Annotated in this window: 18 protein-coding genes; 17 read left to right on the top strand and 1 reads right to left on the bottom strand. The window is 37.4% G+C overall.

The window, feature by feature from the left end; translation table 11 throughout:
* Positions 1-7: 7 nt before the first annotated feature.
* The 7 genes from rbsB (at position 8) to ACFX40_RS04395 (ending at position 7,878) form a co-directional block, all read left to right on the top strand.
* Positions 8-928: a ribose ABC transporter substrate-binding protein RbsB gene (gene rbsB / locus ACFX40_RS04425; RefSeq protein WP_013055634.1), complete on the top strand. Its 921-nt coding sequence runs from the start codon at positions 8-10 to the stop codon at positions 926-928.
* Positions 929-1,367: 439 nt separating this feature from the next.
* Complete coding sequence (locus ACFX40_RS04420) at positions 1,368-2,636, top strand: 3D domain-containing protein (RefSeq protein WP_025749708.1); 1,269 nt, start codon at positions 1,368-1,370, stop codon at positions 2,634-2,636.
* A 413-nt stretch (positions 2,637-3,049) separates the two neighbouring features.
* Complete coding sequence (locus tag ACFX40_RS04415) at positions 3,050-3,661, top strand: flavin reductase family protein (RefSeq protein WP_025749707.1); 612 nt, start codon at positions 3,050-3,052, stop codon at positions 3,659-3,661.
* A gap of 351 nt (positions 3,662-4,012) precedes the next feature.
* Positions 4,013-5,290, top strand: coding sequence for an ABC transporter substrate-binding protein (locus ACFX40_RS04410; protein WP_028407641.1), 1,278 nt, complete (start codon positions 4,013-4,015; stop codon positions 5,288-5,290).
* 72 nt (positions 5,291-5,362) lie between these two features.
* On the top strand, positions 5,363-6,217 hold the full coding sequence (locus ACFX40_RS04405) for a carbohydrate ABC transporter permease (protein WP_014461372.1): 855 nt from the start codon (positions 5,363-5,365) through the stop codon (positions 6,215-6,217).
* A 68-nt stretch (positions 6,218-6,285) separates the two neighbouring features.
* Positions 6,286-7,092, top strand: coding sequence for a carbohydrate ABC transporter permease (locus tag ACFX40_RS04400; RefSeq protein ID WP_013055640.1), 807 nt, complete (start codon positions 6,286-6,288; stop codon positions 7,090-7,092).
* A gap of 51 nt (positions 7,093-7,143) precedes the next feature.
* Entirely contained in the window at positions 7,144-7,878 is a 735-nt protein-coding gene (locus tag ACFX40_RS04395; protein ID WP_208756056.1) for a sugar phosphate isomerase/epimerase family protein, read from the top strand.
* A gap of 31 nt (positions 7,879-7,909) precedes the next feature.
* On the opposite strand, the gene ACFX40_RS04390 is transcribed toward ACFX40_RS04395, so the two are convergent.
* Positions 7,910-8,425, bottom strand: coding sequence for a GNAT family protein (locus ACFX40_RS04390; RefSeq protein WP_013055642.1), 516 nt, complete (start codon positions 8,423-8,425; stop codon positions 7,910-7,912).
* Positions 8,426-8,911: 486 nt separating this feature from the next.
* Here ACFX40_RS04390 and ACFX40_RS04385 point away from each other — a divergent pair, with 486 nt between their 5' ends.
* The 10 genes from ACFX40_RS04385 (at position 8,912) to ACFX40_RS04340 (ending at position 23,399) form a co-directional block, all read left to right on the top strand.
* Positions 8,912-10,519 (top strand): GGDEF domain-containing response regulator, encoded by a 1,608-nt coding sequence (locus tag ACFX40_RS04385; RefSeq protein WP_377237374.1) that lies wholly within the window; start codon positions 8,912-8,914, stop codon positions 10,517-10,519.
* Positions 10,520-11,569 (top strand): HEAT repeat domain-containing protein, encoded by a 1,050-nt coding sequence (locus tag ACFX40_RS04380; RefSeq protein WP_098332429.1) that lies wholly within the window; start codon positions 10,520-10,522, stop codon positions 11,567-11,569.
* Positions 11,559-12,968, top strand: coding sequence for a glycosyltransferase family 2 protein (locus tag ACFX40_RS04375; protein ID WP_098248600.1), 1,410 nt, complete (start codon positions 11,559-11,561; stop codon positions 12,966-12,968). Before ACFX40_RS04380 ends, ACFX40_RS04375 begins: the two co-directional genes overlap by 11 nt.
* A complete protein-coding gene (locus ACFX40_RS04370; RefSeq protein WP_377237376.1) occupies positions 12,965-16,213 on the top strand; it encodes a hypothetical protein in 3,249 nt (1,082 codons plus the stop codon). Before ACFX40_RS04375 ends, ACFX40_RS04370 begins: the two co-directional genes overlap by 4 nt.
* 2 nt (positions 16,214-16,215) lie before the next feature.
* Positions 16,216-16,584, top strand: a complete 369-nt coding sequence (locus ACFX40_RS04365) for a response regulator transcription factor (protein WP_025749698.1) — start codon at positions 16,216-16,218, stop codon at positions 16,582-16,584.
* A complete protein-coding gene (locus ACFX40_RS04360; RefSeq protein WP_132018464.1) occupies positions 16,574-19,447 on the top strand; it encodes an ATP-binding protein in 2,874 nt (957 codons plus the stop codon). Before ACFX40_RS04365 ends, ACFX40_RS04360 begins: the two co-directional genes overlap by 11 nt.
* Before the next feature lie 454 nt (positions 19,448-19,901).
* A complete protein-coding gene (locus ACFX40_RS04355; protein ID WP_028407648.1) occupies positions 19,902-20,276 on the top strand; it encodes a DnaJ family domain-containing protein in 375 nt (124 codons plus the stop codon).
* A 36-nt stretch (positions 20,277-20,312) separates the two neighbouring features.
* Positions 20,313-21,119, top strand: coding sequence for an alpha/beta fold hydrolase (locus tag ACFX40_RS04350; RefSeq protein WP_013081956.1), 807 nt, complete (start codon positions 20,313-20,315; stop codon positions 21,117-21,119).
* A gap of 12 nt (positions 21,120-21,131) precedes the next feature.
* Positions 21,132-21,719: a histidine phosphatase family protein gene (locus ACFX40_RS04345; RefSeq protein ID WP_028407650.1), complete on the top strand. Its 588-nt coding sequence runs from the start codon at positions 21,132-21,134 to the stop codon at positions 21,717-21,719.
* A gap of 360 nt (positions 21,720-22,079) precedes the next feature.
* Positions 22,080-23,399 carry an aspartate aminotransferase family protein gene (locus ACFX40_RS04340; RefSeq protein WP_028407651.1) on the top strand — a complete coding sequence of 440 codons (1,320 nt, stop codon included), beginning with the start codon at positions 22,080-22,082 and terminating at the stop codon, positions 23,397-23,399.
* Positions 23,400-23,525: the final 126 nt, after the last annotated feature.

Genomic DNA, 23,525 nt, shown 5'->3' with positions numbered 1-23,525 from the left:
GAAAAGCATGAAGAAAATTTGGCTCGTGCTATTATCATTTTCATTATTACTGTTAGGGGCTTGTTCACTTCAGCCTCCTGAGTGGGCGAAACCATCTGAAAGTAAAAATTTAAAAGATATTAAAATTGGTTTATCCGTTTCTACATTAAACAATCCGTTCTTTGTTTCGCTAAAAGAAGGGGTACAAAAAGAAGCAAAAAAACTGGGCATGGAAGTAGTTGTAGTAGATGCTCAAAATGATTCAGCCAAACAAATTAACGATGTAGAAGATTTAATGCAGCAAGGTGTTAACATTCTGCTTATTAACCCAACGGATTCAGCTGCTATTTCAACAGCTGTACAATCGGCTAATAATGTAGGCATTCCAGTTATTACGCTAGATCGTTCAGCAGAAAAAGGAAAAGTAGAAACACTGGTAGCTTCAGATAATGTAAAAGGTGGTCAAATGGCTGCTGATTACATTGTGAAAAAAGTAGGGGAAAAAGCTCAAGTAGCAGAACTTGAAGGCGTGCCGGGAGCTTCAGCAACTCGTGAACGAGGAAAAGGGTTCCACAACGTTGCGGATCAAAAGCTAGATATTACGGCTAAACAGTCGGCTGATTTTGACCGTACAAAAGGCTTAAACGTTATGGAGAATGTTCTTCAAGGAAATCCTGGGATCAAAGCCGTATTTGCTCATAATGATGAAATGGCATTAGGAGCTATTCAAGCGATTAACAGCTCAGGAAAAGATGTGCTAGTAGTAGGGTTTGATGGAAACGACGATGCAATTAAAGCGGTAAAAGAAGGGAAGCTAGGAGCAACTGTAGCTCAGCAGCCTGTTTTAATCGGTAAACTTGCCGTAAAGTCTGCTAAAAATGTTCTTCAAGGCAAAAAGGTAGATAAGCAAATTCCAGTGCCTTTAAAACTAGTAACCTCTGACAAATAATGGTTTTATACATGTGTAGAAAAAAGACGCTCATTTGATTTATGGGCGTCTTTTTATGTATGTAAAGTGTAAAAAAGAAGTGAAAAAGTCACAACTTTATAAATAGTGTAGGAATTATGTAGGTGGAATTTATGTAATAAAAAGTAAAAAACACCGAAAAAAGACGGTAAAACACATAATTTTCTGTGAAAAATTTGTAATATACCTGTAATAATAAGCGTTTATTTCTATTTTTAAAGAGTAATTTTGCCCTGTTTATGACAAAAATATATCTTTTTTAATAAACAGTAAACCTCTCTATCAAGGGATTCTGGTGATGAATTCCCAGAAAGAGATTCTTGGTTATACAGATTATGGGAAACTTTTAACTGTATTGTAACATAAACAGATAGTTTTTTATGGTATAACTATGTCTATGAGGAAAGGGGACTATTACTTTATGAAAATTTTTAAGCGTATGACTCTTGCAGCAGTCACAGGAATTTTCTTCATGACCGGCATCACAGAGACTCACGCCCAATCGAATGAAGAAGCGCTCCAGAGTACTGAAAATAAAATTAAAGAAACAGAAAAGGCTGTTCAACAAAAAGAGAAAGAGAAACAGTCTATCAATTCAGATGTTCAAAACATTCAATCACAATTAAATTCATTACATACAGTAATCTCTAGCAATAAAAAAGAGTTAGCATCGACTGAAAAGCAGATTTCAGAAGCGAACAAAATGATTGAGAAAAAGAAAAAAGAAATTGTTTTGCTTCAGGAAAAAGTGTTAAGTCGTAAAGATATTATTGAAAATCGATTAGTTGCTTTGCAGCAAGACGATAAAACAAGTGTTGTTATTGATACATTAATGAATGCTGATAACTTTGGAGATTTTGTTGCACGTATGGGTGCTGTCACAACGTTATTGTCAGCAGATAATGATATTTTAAAGCAGCATCAAAATGATTTAGATCAAATTGAAAAAGATAAAAAAGAAATTGATAAGCAAGAAAAAGTATTAGAAGCAGCAAAAGGTAGCTTAGCGGCTAAACAAGCTGAATTAGATAAAAACGTTGCCAAACAAACAGCAACGTTAACAACTATGCAAGAAAAGTACAGCACGGTCGTAAATGAAATTGATGCAGCTTCTTCAGAAAAAGCAAACCTTCAGTCTGAATTAACAGGCATTCAAGATAAGATTGCAAAAGAAAAAGAAGCAGCTCAAAAGCAAGCTGAGCAAGTGGCAAAACAGCAGGCAGCTGAAAAGGCTGAGGCTGATGCAGAAGCAAAGCGTCAAGCTGAACTGGCAACGGCTAAAAAAGAAGTAAAAACAGAGCCAAAACAAGAAGTAAAAACAGCTGCTGCTACAGAGAAGAAAGCAGCCGTTTCTTCAGAAGCAAAAGAAACGAAAAAAGAAGAAAGCACACAAAAGCATTCTGGAAAAGAAATGTATGTAGAAGCAACAGCTTATACAGCTAATTGTGCAGGATGTAGCGGCGTAACAGCGACTGGACAAAATGTAAGTTCAGGCACTCATAAAATTATTGCGGTAGATCCATCCGTTATTCCATTAGGTTCAAAAGTATATGTAGAAGGATACGGAGTGGCAACAGCAGGTGATACGGGCGGTGCGATTAAAGGATATCGAATTGATGTATTAGTACCTTCTGAGTCAGCTGCAAAAGCATTCGGACGTCGTACAGTGAAAATCACGGTGTTAAATTAAAGAAAAAGGCTGAAAATATTTTAGTTGCAGGAAAATCCGAACGATGAATCGTTCGGATTTTTTCATTGTTGTAGTGAACGTAGGTTTCATCTAGTTAGTTGCTTCTAGCTGTTGATTGGAGAGGAAGGCGAAGACTCCTGAGGGAAAAACAGAAGTGATGAGACCCCGCAGGCCCGTAATCGACGAGGAGGCTCATCGGTCGCCCGCGGAAAGCGAAGCCTTCTATGGAAATCAACAGTGGTGTCACAAGTGATCGATACCAGCTCATTACTCCCATTTGTTTGTCTTCGGATTAGGTGGATGGAGGTATGTCTCAATCTCTTTTTTGCATATTTGGTGAGCAAGTTGCTAGCTAATCTATACTCTTTTCGTTACCATACAATAAAGTAAATGGAAGAAAAGGAGTGTGTAAAATGAAGATAGTCGATCCAGCGGTACAAAGTGCAAAAGACAATTATCATTTGTTAACAGGGGTCGTCATTCCCCGGCCGATTGCGTTTGTTACAAGTCAAAATGATGACGGTGTAGTGAATGCCGCACCGTTTAGTTTCTTTAATGTAGTTGCGGCAGAGCCTCCGCTGATTGCCGTTTCGGTTTCGAGAAGTGAAGGTCAAATGACGAAAGATACGGCAAAAAATATTAGTGCATCTAAAGAATTTGTAGTTCATCTTGTAGACGAAAACTTAGTGGAACAAGTGAATCAAGCGGCATCTTCTTATCCTTCTTCCGTGAGTGAAGTCGAAGAAACAGGGTTAACACTAGCACCGAGCAAAAAAGTGCAGGTTCCCGGAATTCAAGAAGCCAGCATTCGGATGGAGTGTAAGCTTCACCAAATTGTTCCATTAGGAACGGATGAGGCATACAGCTCAGATTTGTTTATCGGTGAAGTTGTGATGTTTCATATTAGTGAAAAAGTGATAGAAAACGATCGCGTTTCTGCAGAACGTGTGAAGCCAGTCAGCCGACTTGCGGGTTCTAACTATAGTAAATTGGGGCAATTATTTTCCTTAGAACGTCCCAAATAAGCAAGAAAGTGTTACTTATGTAGCAAAAAAATAGTATACATTGGATTTTTTTAAATAAGCGATTGTGTTCTGTTTCAACAACGACAGTACATTCGCTTTTTTTCATGAACGAAAAAGTTAATAGAAACCATAATAACAAAATCAATTTAGAAAAAGGCAAAAATGTAAGGTTTTTGCCTTTTATATTTACCATTGAGGAAAAGGGTATTCATTCATATAATTTAGATTAAGTAAATTGTATACGCTTTCAATATACAGAATTATTTTTCAATAATTCTCTTGAGAAAGAGTCATGAGCGTTTACAAAAAAACTTGCCACACTAGGAGACGAGATTATAGGAGGGGTATTCATTGAAACGTTGGTTTAGTTTAATCAGTTTTGCACTCATTTTAACCCTAGTACTTGCAGGATGCGGAGGAAAGTCCGCTAATGAAACAAGTGGTAGCGGTGGAAAAGAAGTTGTTGCATGGGCTTGGAATATTAACGTACCGGTATTAAAGAAAGCAGCAGCAGAATACCAAAAAGAGAATCCAGGATTTAAATTAAAAGTAGTGGATATGGGACGTGAAGACGTTTATTCAAAATTAACAACAGGATTGCAAGCTGGCGGAAAAGGCCTTCCTGATATTGTATTAGTAGAAGACGATCGTTTCCAAGGATACTTGGATGCATTTCCAAATGCATTTTTAAACCTATCTAAAAAAGGATTTGATAAGCAAGAAGATAAGTTTCCAGAGTTTAAGAAAACTCTTTTATCAAAGGATGGGGACATGTACGGCTTCCCGTTTGATGCAGGTCCAACAGGCGTTTTCTATCGCACAGATTATTTTGAAAAAGCAGGCGTAGATCCAAACAGTATCAAAACATGGGATGATTACATTGCGGCTGGTAAGAAAATTAAAGAAAAAGTTGGCGTTGATTTACTAGGTTTAGATTTTAATAATGACGATGGCTTATTCCGAATGACGCTGACACAGCAAGGTACGTTCTATTTTAATAACAAAGGAAAGTTGAATTTAACTTCTAAAGAAGCGAAAAAAGCAATGGAGTTAAATAAGAAGTTAAAAGAAGCAGGCATTGTTAAAAATACAGTGGGCTGGGATGCTTCAATCAGTGCTTTAGCAGAAGGTAAAGTAGCAAGTTCACCATCTGGTGCTTGGCTATCAGGTTCTATTACGCAGCAGGCTCCAGATTTAAAAGGAAAATGGGGAGTGTTTTTATTACCTTCGTTTGAAGAAGGAGGCAACCGTGCTTCTAACTTAGGCGGAAGCAACTATGTGATTTCAGCAACTAGTCAAAAAGCAGATGAAGCGTACAAATTTATGGAGTATTTCTCAACAACGGATAAAGTTCAAGAAGAAGCGATGAAGGGCGGATTATTCCCATCATTAAATACCGTATATTCTTCAAAATTATTCACTGCACAAGATGAGTACTTTAGCAATCAAACGATTTGGAAAACATTCGCAGATGAAATGAAAGATATTAAGCCGGTTAACTTTACGGGCAATTACTCAGTTGCAAACAGTGAAGCAGTCAAAGCTGTGTCAGAAGTAACAAATGGTAAAGGCGTTAAAGACTCGCTTGAAGCAGCTCAAAAACGCTTAGAAAACCGAATTCAAAAATAATCAAGAAGCATAGAAGGTGATTTTTAGAAAATTGCCTTCTATCTCTTCTTCTTGCGGTACTAGGAGGTCATCATGAAGACAAATAAATCGTTGCCTTACTTATTTATTGCTCCAGCACTTTTGCTGTTTGCGCTGTTTACCATCTACCCTATTTTTTCATCTTTTATTCTAAGCTTTCAGAGCATGGAAGGCGGAAAGTATGTATTTACCGGGTTATCAAACTATACACGATTGCTCGGAGATGATATTTTCTGGAAAGCGCTTGGAAATACCGGCATTATTTTAATCGTTCAAGTGCCCGTAATGATTTTATTAGCACTTGTACTAGCTAACGCGTTAAACAGTCAGCTTTTAAGACTAAAAGGTTTTTTCCGAGTTTCATTTTTCTTGCCTGCAGTAACGTCACTAGTTGCCTATTCTATTTTGTTTTCAATCATTCTTCAAGATGAAGGAATAATGAATACTATTTTAGGTTTTTTTGGTATTGATGCCATTCAGTGGCTGGGAGATCCATTCTGGGCTAAAGTCTCAATCATCGTTGCGATGACTTGGAGATGGACAGGTTATAACATGGTTATTTTTCTAGCAGCTCTTCAAAGTTTATCTCATGAAGTTTACGAAGCAGCTGATTTAGACGGGGCAAACCGAATTCAAAAGTTTTTCCACGTAACGGTTCCACAATTAAAACCCGTTATCTTATTTGCTACTATTTTATCAACAATTGGCACGCTTCAATTGTTTGACGAACCTTTTAACTTAACAAAAGGCGGCCCTGCTGATTCCACGATGACGCTAGGCTTATATATTTATCAAAATGGCTTTAAATACTTTGATTTTGGATATGCTTCAGCTATTGCGTACGTTGTTGTATTATTAGTTGGTATTTTAACGTTCTTCCAATTTAAATTTACGGGTGATAAATCATGAGTGTATTAGAGAGAGTAGAAGCAACTGCAGTAGCTACCGTGCCTAAAGTTAAAAAGAAAAGTAACATCATGCGCAAAATAGGATTATACAGCATGCTTGGGCTGTTCACGATTATTTCTATTTTTCCTTTTTACTGGATGATTATCGGCGCTACGAATGAATCAGGAAAAATGTTTACAAACCCTCCAACGCTGAAGCCTGGCGATCAATTTATGACAAATCTACAAAATTTAAATGCTTCAATTGATTTAGGGCGCGTCTTTTTTAACTCAGTATTTGTTTCAGTCGTGTATGTGATTGTAGCTTTAATGGTCTGCTCCACAGCCGCATATGCGCTGTCTAAATTTGAATTCAAAGGTCGAAACGCAATTTTCACTACGCTTTTATTGTCTATGATGATTCCATATCAAGCAACGCTCATTCCGCTTTTTCAGCTGATGTCGAATTTTAATTTGCTTGATACGTATTTTGCTCTTATTGTTCCGCAGCTGTGCTTTCCGTTTGCTATCTTTTTATTACGTCAGAACTTTTTAGCTTTTCCAACGGAACTTATTGAAGCAGCTCGTTTAGACGGAGCTGGAGAGATGAGAATCTTTTTAACTATTGTGCTTCCTTCTATGAAGCCTGCTATGGCTGCAGCAGCTATTTTCTTATTTATGACACAGTGGAATAACTTTATGTGGCCTCTAGTTGCGACTACATCTAACGAAATGGCTACATTGCCAGTTGCTCTTTCAAGCTTAATTGGGTTATCGATTATTGATTACGGTCAAGTAATGATGGGAGTAACGATTGCAACCATTCCAATCATTGTTTTCTTCCTGGCACTTCAGCGTCATTTTATTTCAGGAATGCTTGGAAGTGCAGTAAAATAAAAGCAGAAGCTCCTATTATAGGAGCTTTCTCAATGAACAGGGGGAGAGAAGATGGAAGAAATACCTGTAGGAGTTCAGCTTTATACGCTGCGTAAAGAAACGAAAAAAGATTTTAAAGGAACGCTTCAAAAAGTAGCTGCTTTAGGATATCAAGGGGTAGAATTTGCAGGGTACGAAGGATATACAGCAAAAGAAGTAAAAGCATGGTTAACGGATTTACAGCTGAAGCCGGCTTCTAGTCATGTGCCGCTTGAACAATTAGAATCTAATTTAGAGCAAGTGATTCACTTTGAACAGCAAGTTGGAAATTCACATATTGTTTGTCCTTATTTAATGCCTGAACGTCAAACGGAAAAAGGGTATTACGAACTTATTGATTCTTTAAATTCTATTTACGTGTATTGTAAAAAAGAAGGTATGTCGTTTAGCTATCATCATCATGATTTTGAGCTGAAGAAATTGTCAACTGGAAAGTCAGCTCTCCAAACAATCTTAGAAGAAACTGAGGTAAACGTAGAGCTGGACATTTATTGGCTGACTAAAGCAGGCGAAGATCCAGTGGAGTGGATGAAGCATTATCAAAATCGTACGCCTTTTATTCATTTAAAAGATATGACAACAGACGGCGAGCAATTTTTTGCTCCTCTTGGTACCGGAGGAGTAGATGTAAAGGCTGTAATGCAAGAAGGACATAGAGCAGGCGTAAAATGGTGGATCGTTGAACAAGATCACTGTATAGAAAGTCCTCTTAGCAGCATTAAAAAAAGCTTAGCATATATCAAATAAAAAACGAACAGACGCTGTCTGTTCGTTTTTTTTATTGATAAGCTGGAGTCCACTCAATTTCTCCGCACTTATTCGTATAATCGATATTCACCTCAAAGTTATGTTTTTCATAAAAATGAATCAATCTTTCGAGATGATCCCAGTCGCGCTCAGCGATATCGCCTTTAATGACATGAACATTTTGATCAACCGCTACTTCTTTTAAATAATTCATACATACAGAGCCATATCCTTTATTAGCAGGCCCTTTAATATCACCGATAAAAATCGTGTGATTATCTTCATATACGCCGTCGATAGCAAAATCCCAAGCCCCTCTATAAGCTTTTGTGCATTCGTTTAGCATAATTTTACATGCGTTTCCGTCATTTTGTGCCGATACAATAACTAACTGATTATCTTCAGGCTGATCGACGCCAATAACTTCATACTTTTTAGCAATTTCTTTTAAATTATCCTGCATGCGAAATAGCTGAAACTCTAAATCATCAAGTGTTTCTTTTAGTTCTTCTGCATTCTGGTTTTTTTCTGTAAGCTGAGTAAACATTTTATACTCCTTTCCGTCTGTTTTCGGTCTAAGTGCGCCTATGACAAAGAGGACACGGTGTATAAAGCGAAACTTTATTTAGCAAAGTATCTACCTTAGTAAAAATATAAAAAGGAAAGAACCTGATTTGATTGATCGTTCATCAAAACGGCTGCTTTCCTTAACATTCACTTTTAAATTTTTCACAACGTGTATAAGGGTAACAAAGACTCATTAATTTTGTCAATAAGGTTGTAGGTCTATTTATAAAGAAGATAACAGGTCATTTTGCTTATTGGGAAGAAAAAATAATGAGTGAAAAAAGAATCATTTTAAAGTAAAATCATTGGAGGAAAAGTATGGTTAAAAAGGAATTGCTTTTCATTTTAAAAAAACATACTTAAAATAAAATTAAGAAAATATTTCATTTACTTACAAAATATTATAGAAAAATGTATGGAGTAATATGGAGTAAGTGTTAACTATATCGAACAAAGGGTGTATAAGATGGATAAATATCAAATTGCATTATTAGCTAATGTCCGCAAGCAGCTGCAAGAGTGGACCGATCAAAATAAAGAAATACCTCATGAAGAGGTGTACCGCTTTTTGCATTCAATTTCTGGAACGGCTGCGACCATTGGACTGCATTATTTAGGAGACCGCTCCCGCGAGTTAATGGAAGCTGTGGAAAAAAATCAGAAAAAAACCTGGGATTACGCGGAGTTAAATGCTTTTTTATTAGATATTATTAAAATTTGTTATCAAGATGAAATTCAATCGGTAGAAGATATAAATAAACCGCTAGAAATCAGTGAAAAAACAGCTAATATTTTACTTGTTGACGACGACCTTTCAATGTTGATGTATTTAAAAGAACAGTTTGAAAAACAAGGCTGGTACGTATTAGCAACTGCCTCTAAAGAAAAAGCTATTACGGCTTTTTACGAATTAAAGCCGGATTGTTTTGTTGTAGATGTCCATATGAAAGACGGTACAGGCTTTGACATTCTTTCATTTTTACGCGATAAAACAAAGCAACTGTTCGTCCCGATTGTCATGATGAGCGTTGATAATCAAAGAGAGACGCGTTTGAAGGCCTTTAAATTAGGGGCCGATGATTTTTTTGTTAAACCTCTCGATATGGAAGAAAGTCTACTTCGAATTGGTCACCATATTGAACGAAAGCAGATGTTTAACTCCTATTTAATGTTTGATGAATTAACAGGAGCCTATAACCGAACGTATTTAAAAGAAATCTACAGTCAGCAGCTATCCAGCTACGACCGCTTAAAAGATCCTTTTTGTTTAGCGATTTTAGATTTAGATTTCTTTAAGAGAATAAATGATGGATATGGACATCTTATGGGAGACCGTGTGCTGCAAGCATTTGTAGAGTATATGAAGCATGAAATTCGTCCAACAGATCACATTTTTAGATATGGAGGCGAAGAATTTATTCTTTTACTGCCAAAAACCAATATAAAAGAGGCAGAAACAGTATTGAATAGACTGTTGGATTTCTTTGTGGAAAAAGTGTTCACACATCAAAGCAATTCGTTTTATTGCAGCTTTTCCGGCGGAGTTGTAGAAGTTCATAACACTGAATGGCCGTTAGAAAAAGCTCTTCATCAAGCTGATGAGGCATTATATATAGCGAAGGAATCAGGACGTCAAAAAATTGTAGCTTCTTCTCAAAGCAAGCTGGTTAAAAAGCGAACGCTTCGTATGGCTATTATTGATGATGATTCTATCATTCGAACGATGCTGAAAGAGCTTTTAAGCAAAATTGATGTAGGAGATCGCTATGAAGTGAAAATAGAAGTGTTTAAAGATGGGATCGAATTTTTTGAGTCTCAATGGATTCATTCTAGCGATCAGTACTTTGTTATTTTAGACGGAATGATGCCTAAAATGGATGGCTTAGAAGTACTGCAAAAATTAAGACATAATAAACGTCACGATCAGTATACGGTTATTATGCTTACATCAAGAAACAGCGAACAAGATATTCAAAGAGCATTAGAACTCGGGGCAGACGATTACATGACAAAGCCATTTAAGTTAATGGAGCTTGAAGCGCGCGTACGTCATTTAATGAAGAAGGTGAAATAAATGGCGATGTCCATTCAAGTGGTGTATGTCTTATTTAGCGGATTGCTATTGCTTTTAGTCTGTTTTCTGAGTTATTTACTTATTCAAAAAGCGCGTTTAAACGCTTTTCGAGCAAAAGTAGAATCCTATAAAGATAGTATAAAAGAATCTCTTTTTATTTATTTATACAGAAAAGATGAAGAGCATCGGGTAGAGCCTAAAAATAAAATAGAGCTGGCGGGTGTAGAGGAACTATTAAGCGGTTTTTCTGCAGCTGTGCAAGGCGATGAAATTTTAAATAACATTACGCTCTATGCGGAGAAGGTTTTTACTCCCAAATATAAAAAAGAGCTGCATCATTCTAGGTGGAGTGTCAGAATGAATGCCCTTTATGCTATTGAAGACTTTGGTCTAACTACGCTAACAGACCAATTAGTAGAAATGTATGAGAAAAAAAATAGTACAGCGGCTGAAAAAAATCAAATTTTAAAGATTTTGGTTAAGCTGAACCGCCCTGAGTTTGTTGTGTACATGACGAACGCTTCTAGACCGCTGTCTGAATTTATGTACCGCTCTTTGTTTGGAACTATGAACAGTGAACAGTTTCAGCAATTTATTAATAAATTTGAAGACCTGCAAGAAGAAATTCAGCTGCCTCTTATCGATATGATCGGTATCAATCATAAGTTAGAGTATATAGATTTCTTAAAAATGCACATGAAAAGTTCATCAGAAGAACTGCGAATTCGTTCGTTGAAATCACTTAATGCTTTATCTTTTCCATTAAGAATAGAGGAGCTCACGAACCATCTTCAGTCAGGTATTTGGCAAGAAAGAATGATGGCTACAAAACTAATAGGTAAAACGAGAGATGAGAAGGGGTTATCAATTCTCGAGCAGTCGCTAAAAGATTCTCATTTTCTTGTGCGTTCGAATGCTGCTCAGTCAATGATGAAAATCCCAACAGGTAAAGAATACTTAGTTCATGTATACAAAACGACTGATGACAAGTTTTCGAAAGATATGGCAGCAGAATGGCTTGAAAAAGGAGGAATTACGGTTGTGGAATAATGTTTGGCATCTTTTATTGTCCATTTGCGGATGGGCTGTATTTGCTTATATGATTTTTGTGCTTTGTTTTTATTTTATGATGTTTATCATCTCTGCTTTTCAACTGCGAAAGCAATATCAATTAAACGATGAAGAACCTTATGAAGATTTGCTTGCGGTTAGCTATACAACGCCGTTATCTATATTAGTTCCCGCTTATAACGAATCTGTCGGGATTATTGGGAGCGTACGTTCGCTGCTTGGAATTGAATATCCGGAATATGAAGTAATCGTAGTAAATGACGGATCTTCAGATGATACGTTAGAAAAGCTTATCGAAGAGTTTTCTCTTGTGAAAATGAATCGAGTTGTGAGAAAGCAAGTAGAGACGAAAGCAGTAAAAGCTGTATATCGTTCTAAATTATACGATTATTTATATGTAGTCGATAAACAAAATGGGGGAAAGTCAGATGCATTAAATGCAGGAATTAATTTATCCAACTATCCTTATTTTTGTTCGATCGATGGCGATTCAGTGTTAGAAAGAGATGCTTTTTTAAAAGTTATGAAGCCAATTATTGATTCAGACGGAGAAGTAATTGCTTCAGGGGGAAGTATTCGAATTGCAAACGGATGTAAAATCGAAAACGGTGCGGTCGTATCGATTGGACTTGATACGCAGCCGCTTGTTGTGATGCAGATTATTGAATATTTACGTGCCTTTCTTATGGGGCGCATTGGTCTCAGTCGCCATAATTTATTACTTATTGTGTCAGGAGCATTTGGCGTATTTTCTAAACGCTGGGTGATTGAAGCTGGCGGGTATTCTCATACAGTCGGCGAAGACATGGAGCTTGTCGTTCGCCTGCACCGGCTGATTAAACAGAAAAAAACCAACAATCAAATTGTTTATATTCCAGATCCCGTATGCTGGACAGAAGCACCCGATGAAATCAAATATTTGCGAAGACAGCGAAACCGCTGGCACCGCGGTTTATTTGATAGTCTTTGGAAGCATAAAGAGATGCTGTTTAATCCGAAATACGGAAGCATCGGAATGATTTCCATGCCTTATTTTGTGTTTATTGAACTAATCGGACCGGTCATGGAAATGTTAGGCTATTTGTTTATTGTTATTTCTCTAGTTGTAGGCGGAATTTATGTAGAATTTGCTTATTTGCTTTTTCTTTTAATGGTTGTATATGGTTCTCTTTATTCAATGGCGGCCGTTTTGCTAGAAGAGTGGAGCCTTCGTAAATATCCAAAAGTATCTGATATTGCTAAGCTGTTTGTTTTTTCGCTGACGGAATCCTTTTGGTATCGCCCTCTAACTGTTATATGGCGCTGTCATGGATTGTTGGATGTTATTCGCAATAAAAAAGGCTGGGGAGACATGCAGCGAAAAGGAGTTTCACAATGAAAAAATGGTTATTAATCGGCGGCATTATTTTGGTTATGGCGATAACGGCTTCTCCATTTCTTATTTGGCAGCTAAAGAAACCAACTGATTTGAATATGCTTGTCATTGATAAAACAGTGCCAGATCAAACGTTTCGAGAGCATCAAGGCTTAATGTGGATGCTGAATCAAGCGAAAGTACGCAAAGACGGGAAGCCTTATGAAATCTCAAAAGATTATGCAGGGTTTTACCCGAAAGGAGATAAAACATACAGCATTAAATCTCTGCCAAAAACAAACTCTGCAGATATGATTTATATCACGGACACGTATGGTGTATACAAAGAAGATTTAGGCGTAAAAGCTAAAAGAGGAGATCGCTCTCAATTGGTGTATGGCGGCATGACTTCTGAAGACGTGAGCTACGTTAAGAAAGCATTGAATGGACGTACAAAAACGCTGATTGGAGAGTTTAATACATTTGGAAGCCCTACTTCCTTAGACGTTCGCAAAGAACTGTATGAATTGTACAATGTGACGTGGTCCGGCTGGATTGGTCGCTATTTTGATGAATTCGGCAGTGAAGAAGTTCCTGCTTGGGTGAAGAGTGCTTATAAAAAGCAGTACAACAAAGAGTGGAGCCTTACAGGAAAAGGCTTATTATTCGTTAATGAATCCAATAAGCTCGTTATTATAACGGAAAAAGAATTAAAAGAAAATCCAGTATGGTTTCAATATACAAAACAAGGAAAGAAAACATCGAATTTACAGGATGAATCTGCTTATCAATATTGGTTTGACGTAATTACACCCCAGCAAAAAAGTGATGTGCAGGCTCAGTTTGTCTTTCACTTGGATTCTGAAGGAAAAAACAAGCTGAAGGAAAATGGTATCCCTTTGTCCATACCAGCAGTCGTTCATCATAACAAAGAGCGATATGATACTTATTACTTTGCAGGAGATTTTGCAGATCAAGGAGAAGTACCTTCCATTTATCAAACTTCTTTTTACCCGGTGTGGAAGAAATGGACAGAGAAAATCGGAAAAGAAGATGAGTCTTCTTTTTACTGGACTGTTTATCTTCCTCTTATGAATAAGATCATCGATCAACAGCAAAATGAATCGCAGCCTGCTTCTGTTACTTTTAATAAAAATATGGAAATCTATGAAGATGCTGACCTTAAAGTAGCAGGGAAAGTAGGAAAAGATTATTTGCAAGTTTATCAAAATGGTAAATGGAAAGATTTGCTTATTAAAGGAGTAAATATGGGCATTAGTAAGCCAGGCCATTTCCCTGGTGAGACTGCTATTTCAAAAGAAGAATATTTGCGCTGGTTTGAAGAAATTGGAAAGATGAATGCCAACTCAATCCGCGTATACACCATTCATCCTCCCGCCTTTTATGAAGCGCTTGCTGAGTATAACCAAAAAGCCGAAGAACCTATTTATCTTTTTCATGGGGTATGGGTGAATGAAGAAGTTTTCTATGATTCCCAAGATGCTTTTGCGAAGGAAAATACAAAAGAATTTGAAGCTGAAATGAAAAGGATTGTAAACGTTATTCACGGAAAGGCAACACTGCCAAAACGGACAGGACATGCAAGCGGAACGTATACAGCAGATGTGTCTCCTTATGTTTTAGGATGGATTATAGGAGTTGAATGGGATCCCACGGTAGCCCTTTCGACAAATGAAAAACATAAAGGCATGAAAGATTTTAAAGGGCAGTACATCTATACCGAAAAAGGCAACCCCTTTGAAATTTGGCTTGCCCAGCTTATGGAAAAAACAATTTCCTATGAGCAGGATAAATATGATTGGCAGCGGCCTATGAGCTTTACGAACTGGGTGACGACGGATTTGCTTACTCATCCATATGAGCCTTCTGAAGACGAAGATAAAGTGTCTGTTAATCCTAATTTAATTCACACAACTAAAAAATTTGAGCCGGGCTTATTTGCCTCTTATCATATTTATCCGTACTATCCTGACTTTTTAAACTATGAACCTCGTTATCTCGCTTATCGAGATCATCGAGGAGAGAAAAATAACTACGCAGGCTATTTGCAAAATATGAAAGAAGTTCATCATATGCCCGTTCTTGTTGCTGAATTTGGCATTCCGGCTTCGCGAGGACTCACCCATAGAAACGTATACGGATGGGATCAAGGTTTTCATACGGAACAAGAACAAGGAAAGATTCTGTCACGCTTATACGAAGATATTGCTGAAGAAAAAATGGCTGGCGGTATGGTCTTTACATGGCAAGATGAATGGTTTAAGCGAACGTGGAATACGATGGAGTACGACAATCCGAACCGCAGGCCATTTTGGACGAATTTGCAAACGGGAGAGCAGCATTTTGGACTGATGAGTTTTGATCCAGGAAAGAAGCTGAAAGTCAAAGTGGACGGTAAATCAGATGATTGGAAAAAGCTGAACAGCAAGTCGGTGTATAAGCCGTCTAAGAAGTTAAAAGCATTGAACATTACAAGTGATGAAGGTTATCTATATCTACACGTGAATGCAAAAGAATTGGAAAATCAAAAGCTTTATTTCTTGTTTAACACGATTAACAATCAGGGACAGTCAAAGATCCCTCAAATCCCTTCCTTAAAAACAAAAGGAATTGATTTTGTAGCAGAATTAAACGGGAAAGAAGACAGTCATTTATGGGTAGACAGCTATTACGATACGTATTATTTTTCATATGCTCATCAGCTTCAAATGATTCCGGCGGTAAAAGGAACCGATACAAAAGACAACGGCATGTTTAACCCAATCATGCTCGCCCTTAACAAAGAGTTAGCGATTGGAGAAGGGGAAAACAAGAGAACCATTCCTTTTGACGCCTATGAAACAGGGAAGCTCAAAGAAGGAAACAGCGATCCTAACTCTTCTTCATTTGATTCGCTAGCAGATTTTAAAGTGAATGAATCAAATGGAATTGCTGAACTTCGCATTCCTTGGGCGCTTTTAAATGTAAAAGACCCTAGTCAAAAAGAAATAATGGGAGATATTTGGTCCAAAAAAGGATTGGAATCCAGCGAGAAAATAAAAGGAATTCAAGTGGGAGTCGTAGCTGTTAATAAGAAGAGCAATGATGTGGAAGATACGTTTCCGACTCAGAAAAAAGGAGAACTTTTATTAAAAGATTTTTACTTATACAAGTGGAAAAATTGGGAGTATCCAACTTTTCACGAACGAATAAAGCCGTCCTACTTCATATTGCAAAAAACGTATGGACGACTACAAGCGGAGGGATAACAATGGCAAAAATTTTATTAGCGGAAGATGAAGAAGTGCTTCGTATGTTAGTGGTAGATACGCTTGAAGATGAAGGACATGATGTGACGGAAGCAGAAAATGGCGAAGAAGCTTTGGAATTTATTAAAGAACGTGATTTTGACTTGATTATTTTGGATTATATGATGCCCGTGTTCACCGGGCTTGAAGTCATTCAGCAGCTGAAAGAAATGAAAGATAAGCGCCATACAAAAGTATTGATGCTTTCAGCTAAGAATCAAGCTGCTGATCAAAGCCGAGTGTTAGAAGCAGGGGCTGCGTATTTTATGTCTAAGCCGTTTAGTCCCCTTTTACTAGCCGAACGTGTCGAGGAAATTTTAGATGAACAATAAACTAAAACGGAAAAGTATCTCAACCCAGTTCATCCTCTTAGCAAGTATCCTTTTACTTGCTTTTGCGGCGGGTTCAACTGTACTTGTTGTACGGCAAAAAGAAATTACAGCTGATTATGCCCAGTACAGGGCACAAGTACGGGAAAAGGCACAGCTGCTATCTACAATTGATAAATCAATGAACAAGGCTTTTTTGCAGGCTCGTGGGTTTATTGCATTTGATTCGGAGGATATGTATAACGAGGCTGCAAGTCAGCAAAAAATTATCGAAGAAAATCTTGATCGACTGTCAGGTCTAGCTGCAGATAGACGTGAACGTACGTTTGTAAATGAAGCGACGGTTATGCTAAACACGTATTTTAATCAAACGCTTCCTTATTTTAAAGATATTTACGACAAAAAAGGTATTGAAGGAGTCCGCTCTAGCCCTGAGCGGAAGGCTGCTTCTAAATCAATAGAACAAATGCAAAAAGAACTTGATGACTACCAAAATGAATTAACTAAAGACTTAAATACACAGTACGATGACACGTCGAGTGACATGCAGAAAAGTCAAACGTTCTTTATTTTATTTTTAGCGTTTACAGTGGTCATTTTATTATTGCTTACACGGGTATTGCTAAATAAGTTTGTAAAGCCACTGAGTCAGCTAGCATATACGGCAAGCGAAATTGCTGCCGGAAAAGAAATGCCTATAACATTTGATGAACATAGAAGAGATGAAATCGGTATGCTATCTCAAGCCTTTTACAAAATGGTATCGACTTTGCAAAATAATGAACAGGAGTTAACGGCTCAAAATGAGGAGCTGATTGCACAGCAAGATGAGTTGCACAGTCAGCAAGATGAACTTCAGCACGCATTAGAATTAACAAAGGAACGAGAAGGAGAGTTAGAACTGCGCAATTTATTTGTGCATGGACTAACAAATTCTCTTCACAAGCAAGAAGTTCTCACGAGTGCTGTCACAAACATGAGCCGGGTGATGAAAGCTGATCACGGTTTTATTATGCTAACCGATGAAAAGACACATGCTTCATTTGGTCTATCTTCAGCAAGTGTTCAACAGATGGTGGCAAATCTTCATAATAATTACGTTGATCATGTGCAAAAGACGAAAAAATGTATGGTAGTAAAAAGAGAGTGTATAGAACATGAGCGCCTATATCATCAGCAAACGTTTTATTTGTATGATGTTATCGTACCGGTGATGTCTTCGCAGGGAGATATGCTAGCCTATATGTTTTACAGCCGCTACGCGGATGAATACACAGAACATGAATTACAGACATTTGAAATACTGGCCAAACAAATCACGATTGCTCTTGAAAAAATTTATATTTACGAAGAGTCCGAGCATGACCGATTGCTATCTCAAGATATTTTAAATTCGATTCAAGAAGGAATGCAGCTTGTAGATACAAGCGGTACGATTCTACAAGTGAATACAAAGATTAGCGAATTGTTTCAATATGAGCATCAAAGCGGGCTTCTTCAGCTTTCTCTCGATCAATGGATAGATGCTCTCTCTCAAAAAGTCGAAAATATACAGCAGCTGAGACAATACGTTGAAGACATTTGTAAGGGAGAGCAAGTAGAAAAGTCTTTTGTTTATTACCTGCACACGGATGGTAAGCGAAAAGTTATAAAAGTTTATAGCGAATACGTGTATCGAAACCGTCAGATGTTTGGCATATTGTTCGTTCATCGTGATATTACGAAAGAATTTGAAGTTGATCAGATGAAGTCGGAATTTGTAAGCACTGTGAGTCATGAGCTGCGCACACCGCTAGCAAGCGTATTAGGGTTCACTGAGCTTATGCTAAACAAAACATTAAAAGAAGAAAGACAGAAGAAGTATTTAACTACTATTTATCAGGAAGCACAGCGGTTAACGTCTTTAATCAACGATTTTCTGGACGTCCAAAGGATGGAAGCGGGGAAACAAACCTACGATAAAAAGTATCAAGACGTTCTGCCGCTTATTAAGCAGGTGATTGAGGTCCAGAAAATACAAACAAGTAAGCATGAATTTGATATGATTTCTGATCAAGAGCATTTTACAGTAATGGGAGATAAAGATAAGCTGCTGCAATTGTTTAATAATGTAATTAGCAATGCAGTGAAATATTCGCCCGATGGAGGGAACGTTACAGTTAAAGTGTATCAAAAGGAACACGCTGTTTATATTGATATTCAAGATGAAGGAATTGGTATACCAAGTGAAGCGATAGGTCAATTGTTTACCAAATTCTACAGAGTAGATAATTCCGATATGCGCAAAATTGGCGGAACGGGTCTAGGATTAGCAATTGTAAAAGAAATTGTAAAAGCTCATGGCGGAGACATTACTGTACAATCGGAATGGAAAAAAGGAACAACATTCACGGTTGTTCTGCCTCTTCTATATGAAGTTCAGTACGATGAAGAGATGATAAATACAAATGATAACCGTAAAAGCGTAGTGATTGTAGAAGATGATAAAAGTTTAGCGACGCTTTTACAGGTAGAATTAAAAGAAAGCGGTTTTCATGTTCGGTATTTTAACAACGGAGAAGACGCATTAAACTCTATTCATCAGCAAAAGCCTGAAGTGGTTGTTCTAGATATTATGCTAGGGGAAAATAAGTTAGACGGATGGGATGTTTTAAGACACCTCAAAGAAAATACAGAGACAGAAAAAATCCCTATCTTAATCTCATCTGCTTTAGACGAAAGAAGCAAAGGGTTAGAGCTTGGAGTGTGTGAGTTTCTGATTAAACCTTATCAGCCTAGTAAATTATCCAAAACGATTCTCCAGCTGCTCTTAAAAAAACAAGAGCATGAAGGAGAAATTATGATTCCATCAGATAAAGAAGAGTAGAAATTTGGTGAGGCTTCGTTATATTTACGGAGCCTCATTAAACGAAAAGAAAATTAGTAAAGTAATAAAAAAATGTTGAAAACGCTATCAAATTGTGGTTTTATAGTAAGTAGGCATAACATGATGACCTTAGAATTATCTTTTTCCACCTCCTTACATGCGTAAGGAGGCTTTTTTGTATAAATATAGTAAGATAAGATAACAAAATCTTATGCAGAATCGTTTATTGAATTTCAGCTAGTTAAGAAACTGCTCAAGAAAGTTTGATAATGAAAGGAGTGAAGCTCTGGAAATCATTTCACAAAGGGAGGATAGTCTATCCCAGAAGTGAAGGTAGTTCAATTTTTATAATCATAGTATAATAAAAAATACGGTTATAAAAGCTGTGTTTTTTATACATCTTTTATATAGAAGGTAAGATTGAATTTTATATTTGCTTAAAGGAGGTCTTTCCTTGGATATTGCGTATATAATTGCTGAAGAAAGAATTAGACAAGCAATAAAAGACGGTGACTTTGATAAGCTGCCTGGGGAAGGCAAACCATTAAAGTTAGAAGATTTGTCACACATACCTGAAGAACTGCGCCAAGCGTATAGGATATTAAAAAATGCAAACATGATAACGGATGAACAAGAGCTGAAACGAGATATGGCTACAATAGAAGAATTGATTTCTATATGCACGGATGCTAATGAAGAACAAAGGCTAACAGAGATGCTTACGGAAAAGCGTTTGCGCTTTGAGCAGCTCGTTGGCAAGAAAAAGATGACAAGTTCTGCAGCTTACAGGACGTATCAGAATAAAATTTACTCCAAATTTTTTTATTAATGAGTGTAGTGGACCAGACGATCGGAGGGTGAGAACTTGCGGCTGTTAATTTTATTGATCAGTATCATACTATTTATTTCGCTTTGTTTTTATATTTTTGCCCCACAAATAAAACGAGGTGCCCAATCGAAAAATGTGCCGGTTTTATTTATTCATGGCTATTTAGGCAGTCAAAAAAGCTTAGGGAAAATGATTAAACGATTTGAACAAAACGGATGGGGAACTAAAGTAGGTTACTGCGTTGTTCAAAAAGATGGAGCTATTCAGTGGAAGCATATTATGAAAGCAAAAGAGGGAAAACTTCCGCTTATTCATATCGTTTTTAAAAAGCCAGATGCCAGTATTGCACAGCAGCAAAAATGGATTGAAGCTATTATGCAAGATGTACGTGATACATATAAAGCATCTTCTGTTGATTTAGTTGGACATAGTATGGGAGGAGTAACAGCAGCAGCTGTTAGTTTGTCTAATCCTCAATATATTCAAAAGTTAGTTACGTTAGGGTCGCCAATTCAAGGATTAGATTATCAGGAATTAATGGAAATGTACCCTCATGCACGCAATCATATTGAATCTATGGGTGCTCGTGATTTAGCTTTTCACTCTATAGCATTAAACAAGCTGTACGAAAGTCGTCAAGATTTCTCAAAAGAAATCGACGTTTTTTCAGGAGCAGGAGATGTGGGAGATAAGACAGATGGAGTGGTAACAGTAGAAAGTGCGTACGGACTGCAAGAGTTCACCGAACACATTCATCTCCAAACATTTCATGAAGCACATTCGGATTTACATGAAAGCTCAGAGGTTGATAAAGCTGTCTATCAATTTTTAAAACGGGATTAAAGGGGGATTACGATGCTTTACTTAATTAGACACGGCCAAACAGATTGGAATAAAAACAAACTTATTCAAGGGCATGCTGATATTCCGCTCAACGAAGCGGGAAAGCAACAAGCTAAACGCGTAGCGGAACGTTTTCGAGATATCCATATTGATGTAATCTATACAAGCGATTTGCTTCGTGCGCAGGAGACGGCTAGGGAAATTGCAGCAGCTGCTAAAGTAGAGAAAATCGAAGTTTGTGAGCAGCTGCGTGAGCGCTCTTTTGGAGAACTAGAATCAAAGAACGTAGAAGTTCTGCATGAGCTTGTGCCAAATTATGCGACAAATTGGGGAGAAGAGCCTTTATATAATATCGAAACACTCGAAGCGGCTCAAGAACGGATGGTTCGGCGGTTAACGGAAATTATGAAGAAGTCTATCGGAAAGAAAGTAGCAGTTGTTAGTCACGGAGCGGCAATTAATACATTCATTCATCATGTAACAAGCGGAGAACAAGGAACAGGGACTACTATTTTACAAAATACATCGATTACAACTTTTGCTTATGAAAGTGGAAAATGGCGTCTTGAAACGATCAATGATGCCAAACATCTTGAATAAATATACTTAAAGAGACTGTGGCAGTAGTATTTTAGTTGAGGGAAAATCCGAACGATTAATCGTTCGGATTTTTTTATGGTGATGGTGAACGTAGGTTTCATATATGTGGGTACTTCTAGCTGTTGATTGAAGGACAAGATGAAGACTCCTGCGGGAAAAGCGGAAGGGATGAGACCCCGCATATTAATTTTATATATAAATATTTATACAATTGATTTTAATAAAAATGCATAGTAAAATAAGTTTTATTACTATTCTATTAAAGCGTTTAGTATAACTGAATTTCCTAATATTGTTTAATAAGTAACTATATTTCGGAATAAGATTAATTGATTTGTATAATTTCAAGGAGGATGTAGTATGTCAAAAGATTGGAGTCACTTATTTGAAAGAATGCCTGAATTGCTAGCACCGACGATGGCTAAAGACCATCCAAATCTGCCCGTTGTGAAAGAAGAAGGATGCTATTATTATGGATTGGATGGTAAAGAATATCTCGATTTTACTTCCGGAATCGCTACGACAAATGTAGGACACAGACATCCGAAAGTAGTAAAAGCAATCAAAGACGGAGCAGATCAATTATTGCACGGTCCTTCAGGTGTTATTATGTACGAATCGATATTAAAGTTAGCCGATGAGTTAGGAAAAGTAACGCCGGGCAATTTAGACTGCTTTTTCTTTGGAAATAGTGGCACCGAAGCAATTGAAGGAGCCTTGAAATTAGCGAGACATGTCACAAAGCGTCCGTATGTTATTTCTTTTTTAGGGTGTTTTCATGGCCGCTCGATGGGAGCTTTAAGTGTTACAACCTCGAAAAGCAAATATAGACAATTTCAGCAGCCTTCGGGACTGACGTATCAGATTCCATATGCCAATCCAAAAGAGTGCCCTGCGGAGCTAGACAGCGATGTGTACTTTACTGAAAAGCTTGAAAAAGATTTTGAAATACTCTTTAAGCACCAAGTCACGCCTGAAGAAGTGGCGGCCGTTATTTTGGAACCAGTATTAGGAGAAGGCGGCTATATTATTCCTCCGAAAAGTTGGATGAAGAAATTAAGAGAGATTTGTGATCGTCACGGAATATTACTTATTTTCGATGAAGTGCAAACAGGGTTTGGCCGTACGGGCGAATGGTTTGCTGGACAAACGTTTGATGTCGTACCAGATATTATGGCTATAGCAAAAGGAATTGCTTCTGGAATTCCGCTTAGTGCAACGGTAGCTTCTCAAGAATTAATGAAGCAGTGGCCCCTTGGCACACATAGTACAACATTTGGAGGAAATCCTATTGGATGTTCAGCAGCCCTTGCAACTCTTGAGGTGATGAAAGAAGAACAACTGCTGGATAACACAAGAAAAATGGGCGCTTATGCGTTAGAAAAGCTGTATCTTTTAAAGGACAAACATTCAGTTATTGGGGATATCCGTGGTTTAGGACTTATGATTGGAATCGAAATTGTTAATCCGGATACGGGAGAAGGCGATGGAGACGCCTTATTTGAGATTCTGGACTTAGCTTTAGAAAAAGGCGTGTTATTTTATTTTTGCGGAAATGCAAGTGAAGTTATTCGCATGGTACCTCCGCTTACTGTAACGAAAGAACAGATAGATGCCGGCATTCGTATGCTAGATGAGGCTATTACTTCTTTTGAGAAAAAGTCAGTTGTAAAAGCGTAATAAAAAAATATAAAAAATTTATCTATTTGTAACCTAGTTGTCATAGTAATGGTAGCGATATCATAGTTTTAGAGGGAAAACAATTTTCTGAAAAGTAGTTGACATCTGTTTGTGCAGCATGTAACA

Source organism: Priestia sp. YIM B13552, from assembly GCF_042787775.1.
Classification (GTDB): domain Bacteria; phylum Bacillota; class Bacilli; order Bacillales; family Bacillaceae_H; genus Priestia; species Priestia megaterium_E.
Note: the sequence above shows the minus strand (reverse complement) of the source record. Positions and strands in the feature narration are given on the sequence as shown.

Excerpts from the sequence above, each read along its gene's own strand:
- ACFX40_RS04420 (WP_025749708.1), top strand. The coding sequence starts at position 1,368 with ATGAAAATTTTTAAGCGTATGACTCTTGCAGCAGTCACAGGAATTTTC.
- ACFX40_RS04400 (WP_013055640.1), top strand. The coding sequence starts at position 6,286 with ATGCGCAAAATAGGATTATACAGCATGCTTGGGCTGTTCACGATTATT.
- ACFX40_RS04390 (WP_013055642.1), bottom strand. The coding sequence starts at position 8,425 with ATGTTTACTCAGCTTACAGAAAAAAACCAGAATGCAGAAGAACTAAAA.
- ACFX40_RS04380 (WP_098332429.1), top strand. The coding sequence starts at position 10,520 with ATGGCGATGTCCATTCAAGTGGTGTATGTCTTATTTAGCGGATTGCTA.
- ACFX40_RS04365 (WP_025749698.1), top strand. The coding sequence starts at position 16,216 with ATGGCAAAAATTTTATTAGCGGAAGATGAAGAAGTGCTTCGTATGTTA.
- ACFX40_RS04405 (WP_014461372.1), top strand. The coding sequence starts at position 5,363 with ATGAAGACAAATAAATCGTTGCCTTACTTATTTATTGCTCCAGCACTT.
- ACFX40_RS04345 (WP_028407650.1), top strand. The coding sequence starts at position 21,132 with ATGCTTTACTTAATTAGACACGGCCAAACAGATTGGAATAAAAACAAA.
- ACFX40_RS04340 (WP_028407651.1), top strand. The coding sequence starts at position 22,080 with ATGTCAAAAGATTGGAGTCACTTATTTGAAAGAATGCCTGAATTGCTA.
- ACFX40_RS04385 (WP_377237374.1), top strand. The coding sequence starts at position 8,912 with ATGGATAAATATCAAATTGCATTATTAGCTAATGTCCGCAAGCAGCTG.
- rbsB (WP_013055634.1), top strand. The coding sequence starts at position 8 with ATGAAGAAAATTTGGCTCGTGCTATTATCATTTTCATTATTACTGTTA.
- ACFX40_RS04395 (WP_208756056.1), top strand. The coding sequence starts at position 7,144 with ATGGAAGAAATACCTGTAGGAGTTCAGCTTTATACGCTGCGTAAAGAA.
- ACFX40_RS04360 (WP_132018464.1), top strand. The coding sequence starts at position 16,574 with ATGAACAATAAACTAAAACGGAAAAGTATCTCAACCCAGTTCATCCTC.
- ACFX40_RS04370 (WP_377237376.1), top strand. The coding sequence starts at position 12,965 with ATGAAAAAATGGTTATTAATCGGCGGCATTATTTTGGTTATGGCGATA.
- ACFX40_RS04415 (WP_025749707.1), top strand. The coding sequence starts at position 3,050 with ATGAAGATAGTCGATCCAGCGGTACAAAGTGCAAAAGACAATTATCAT.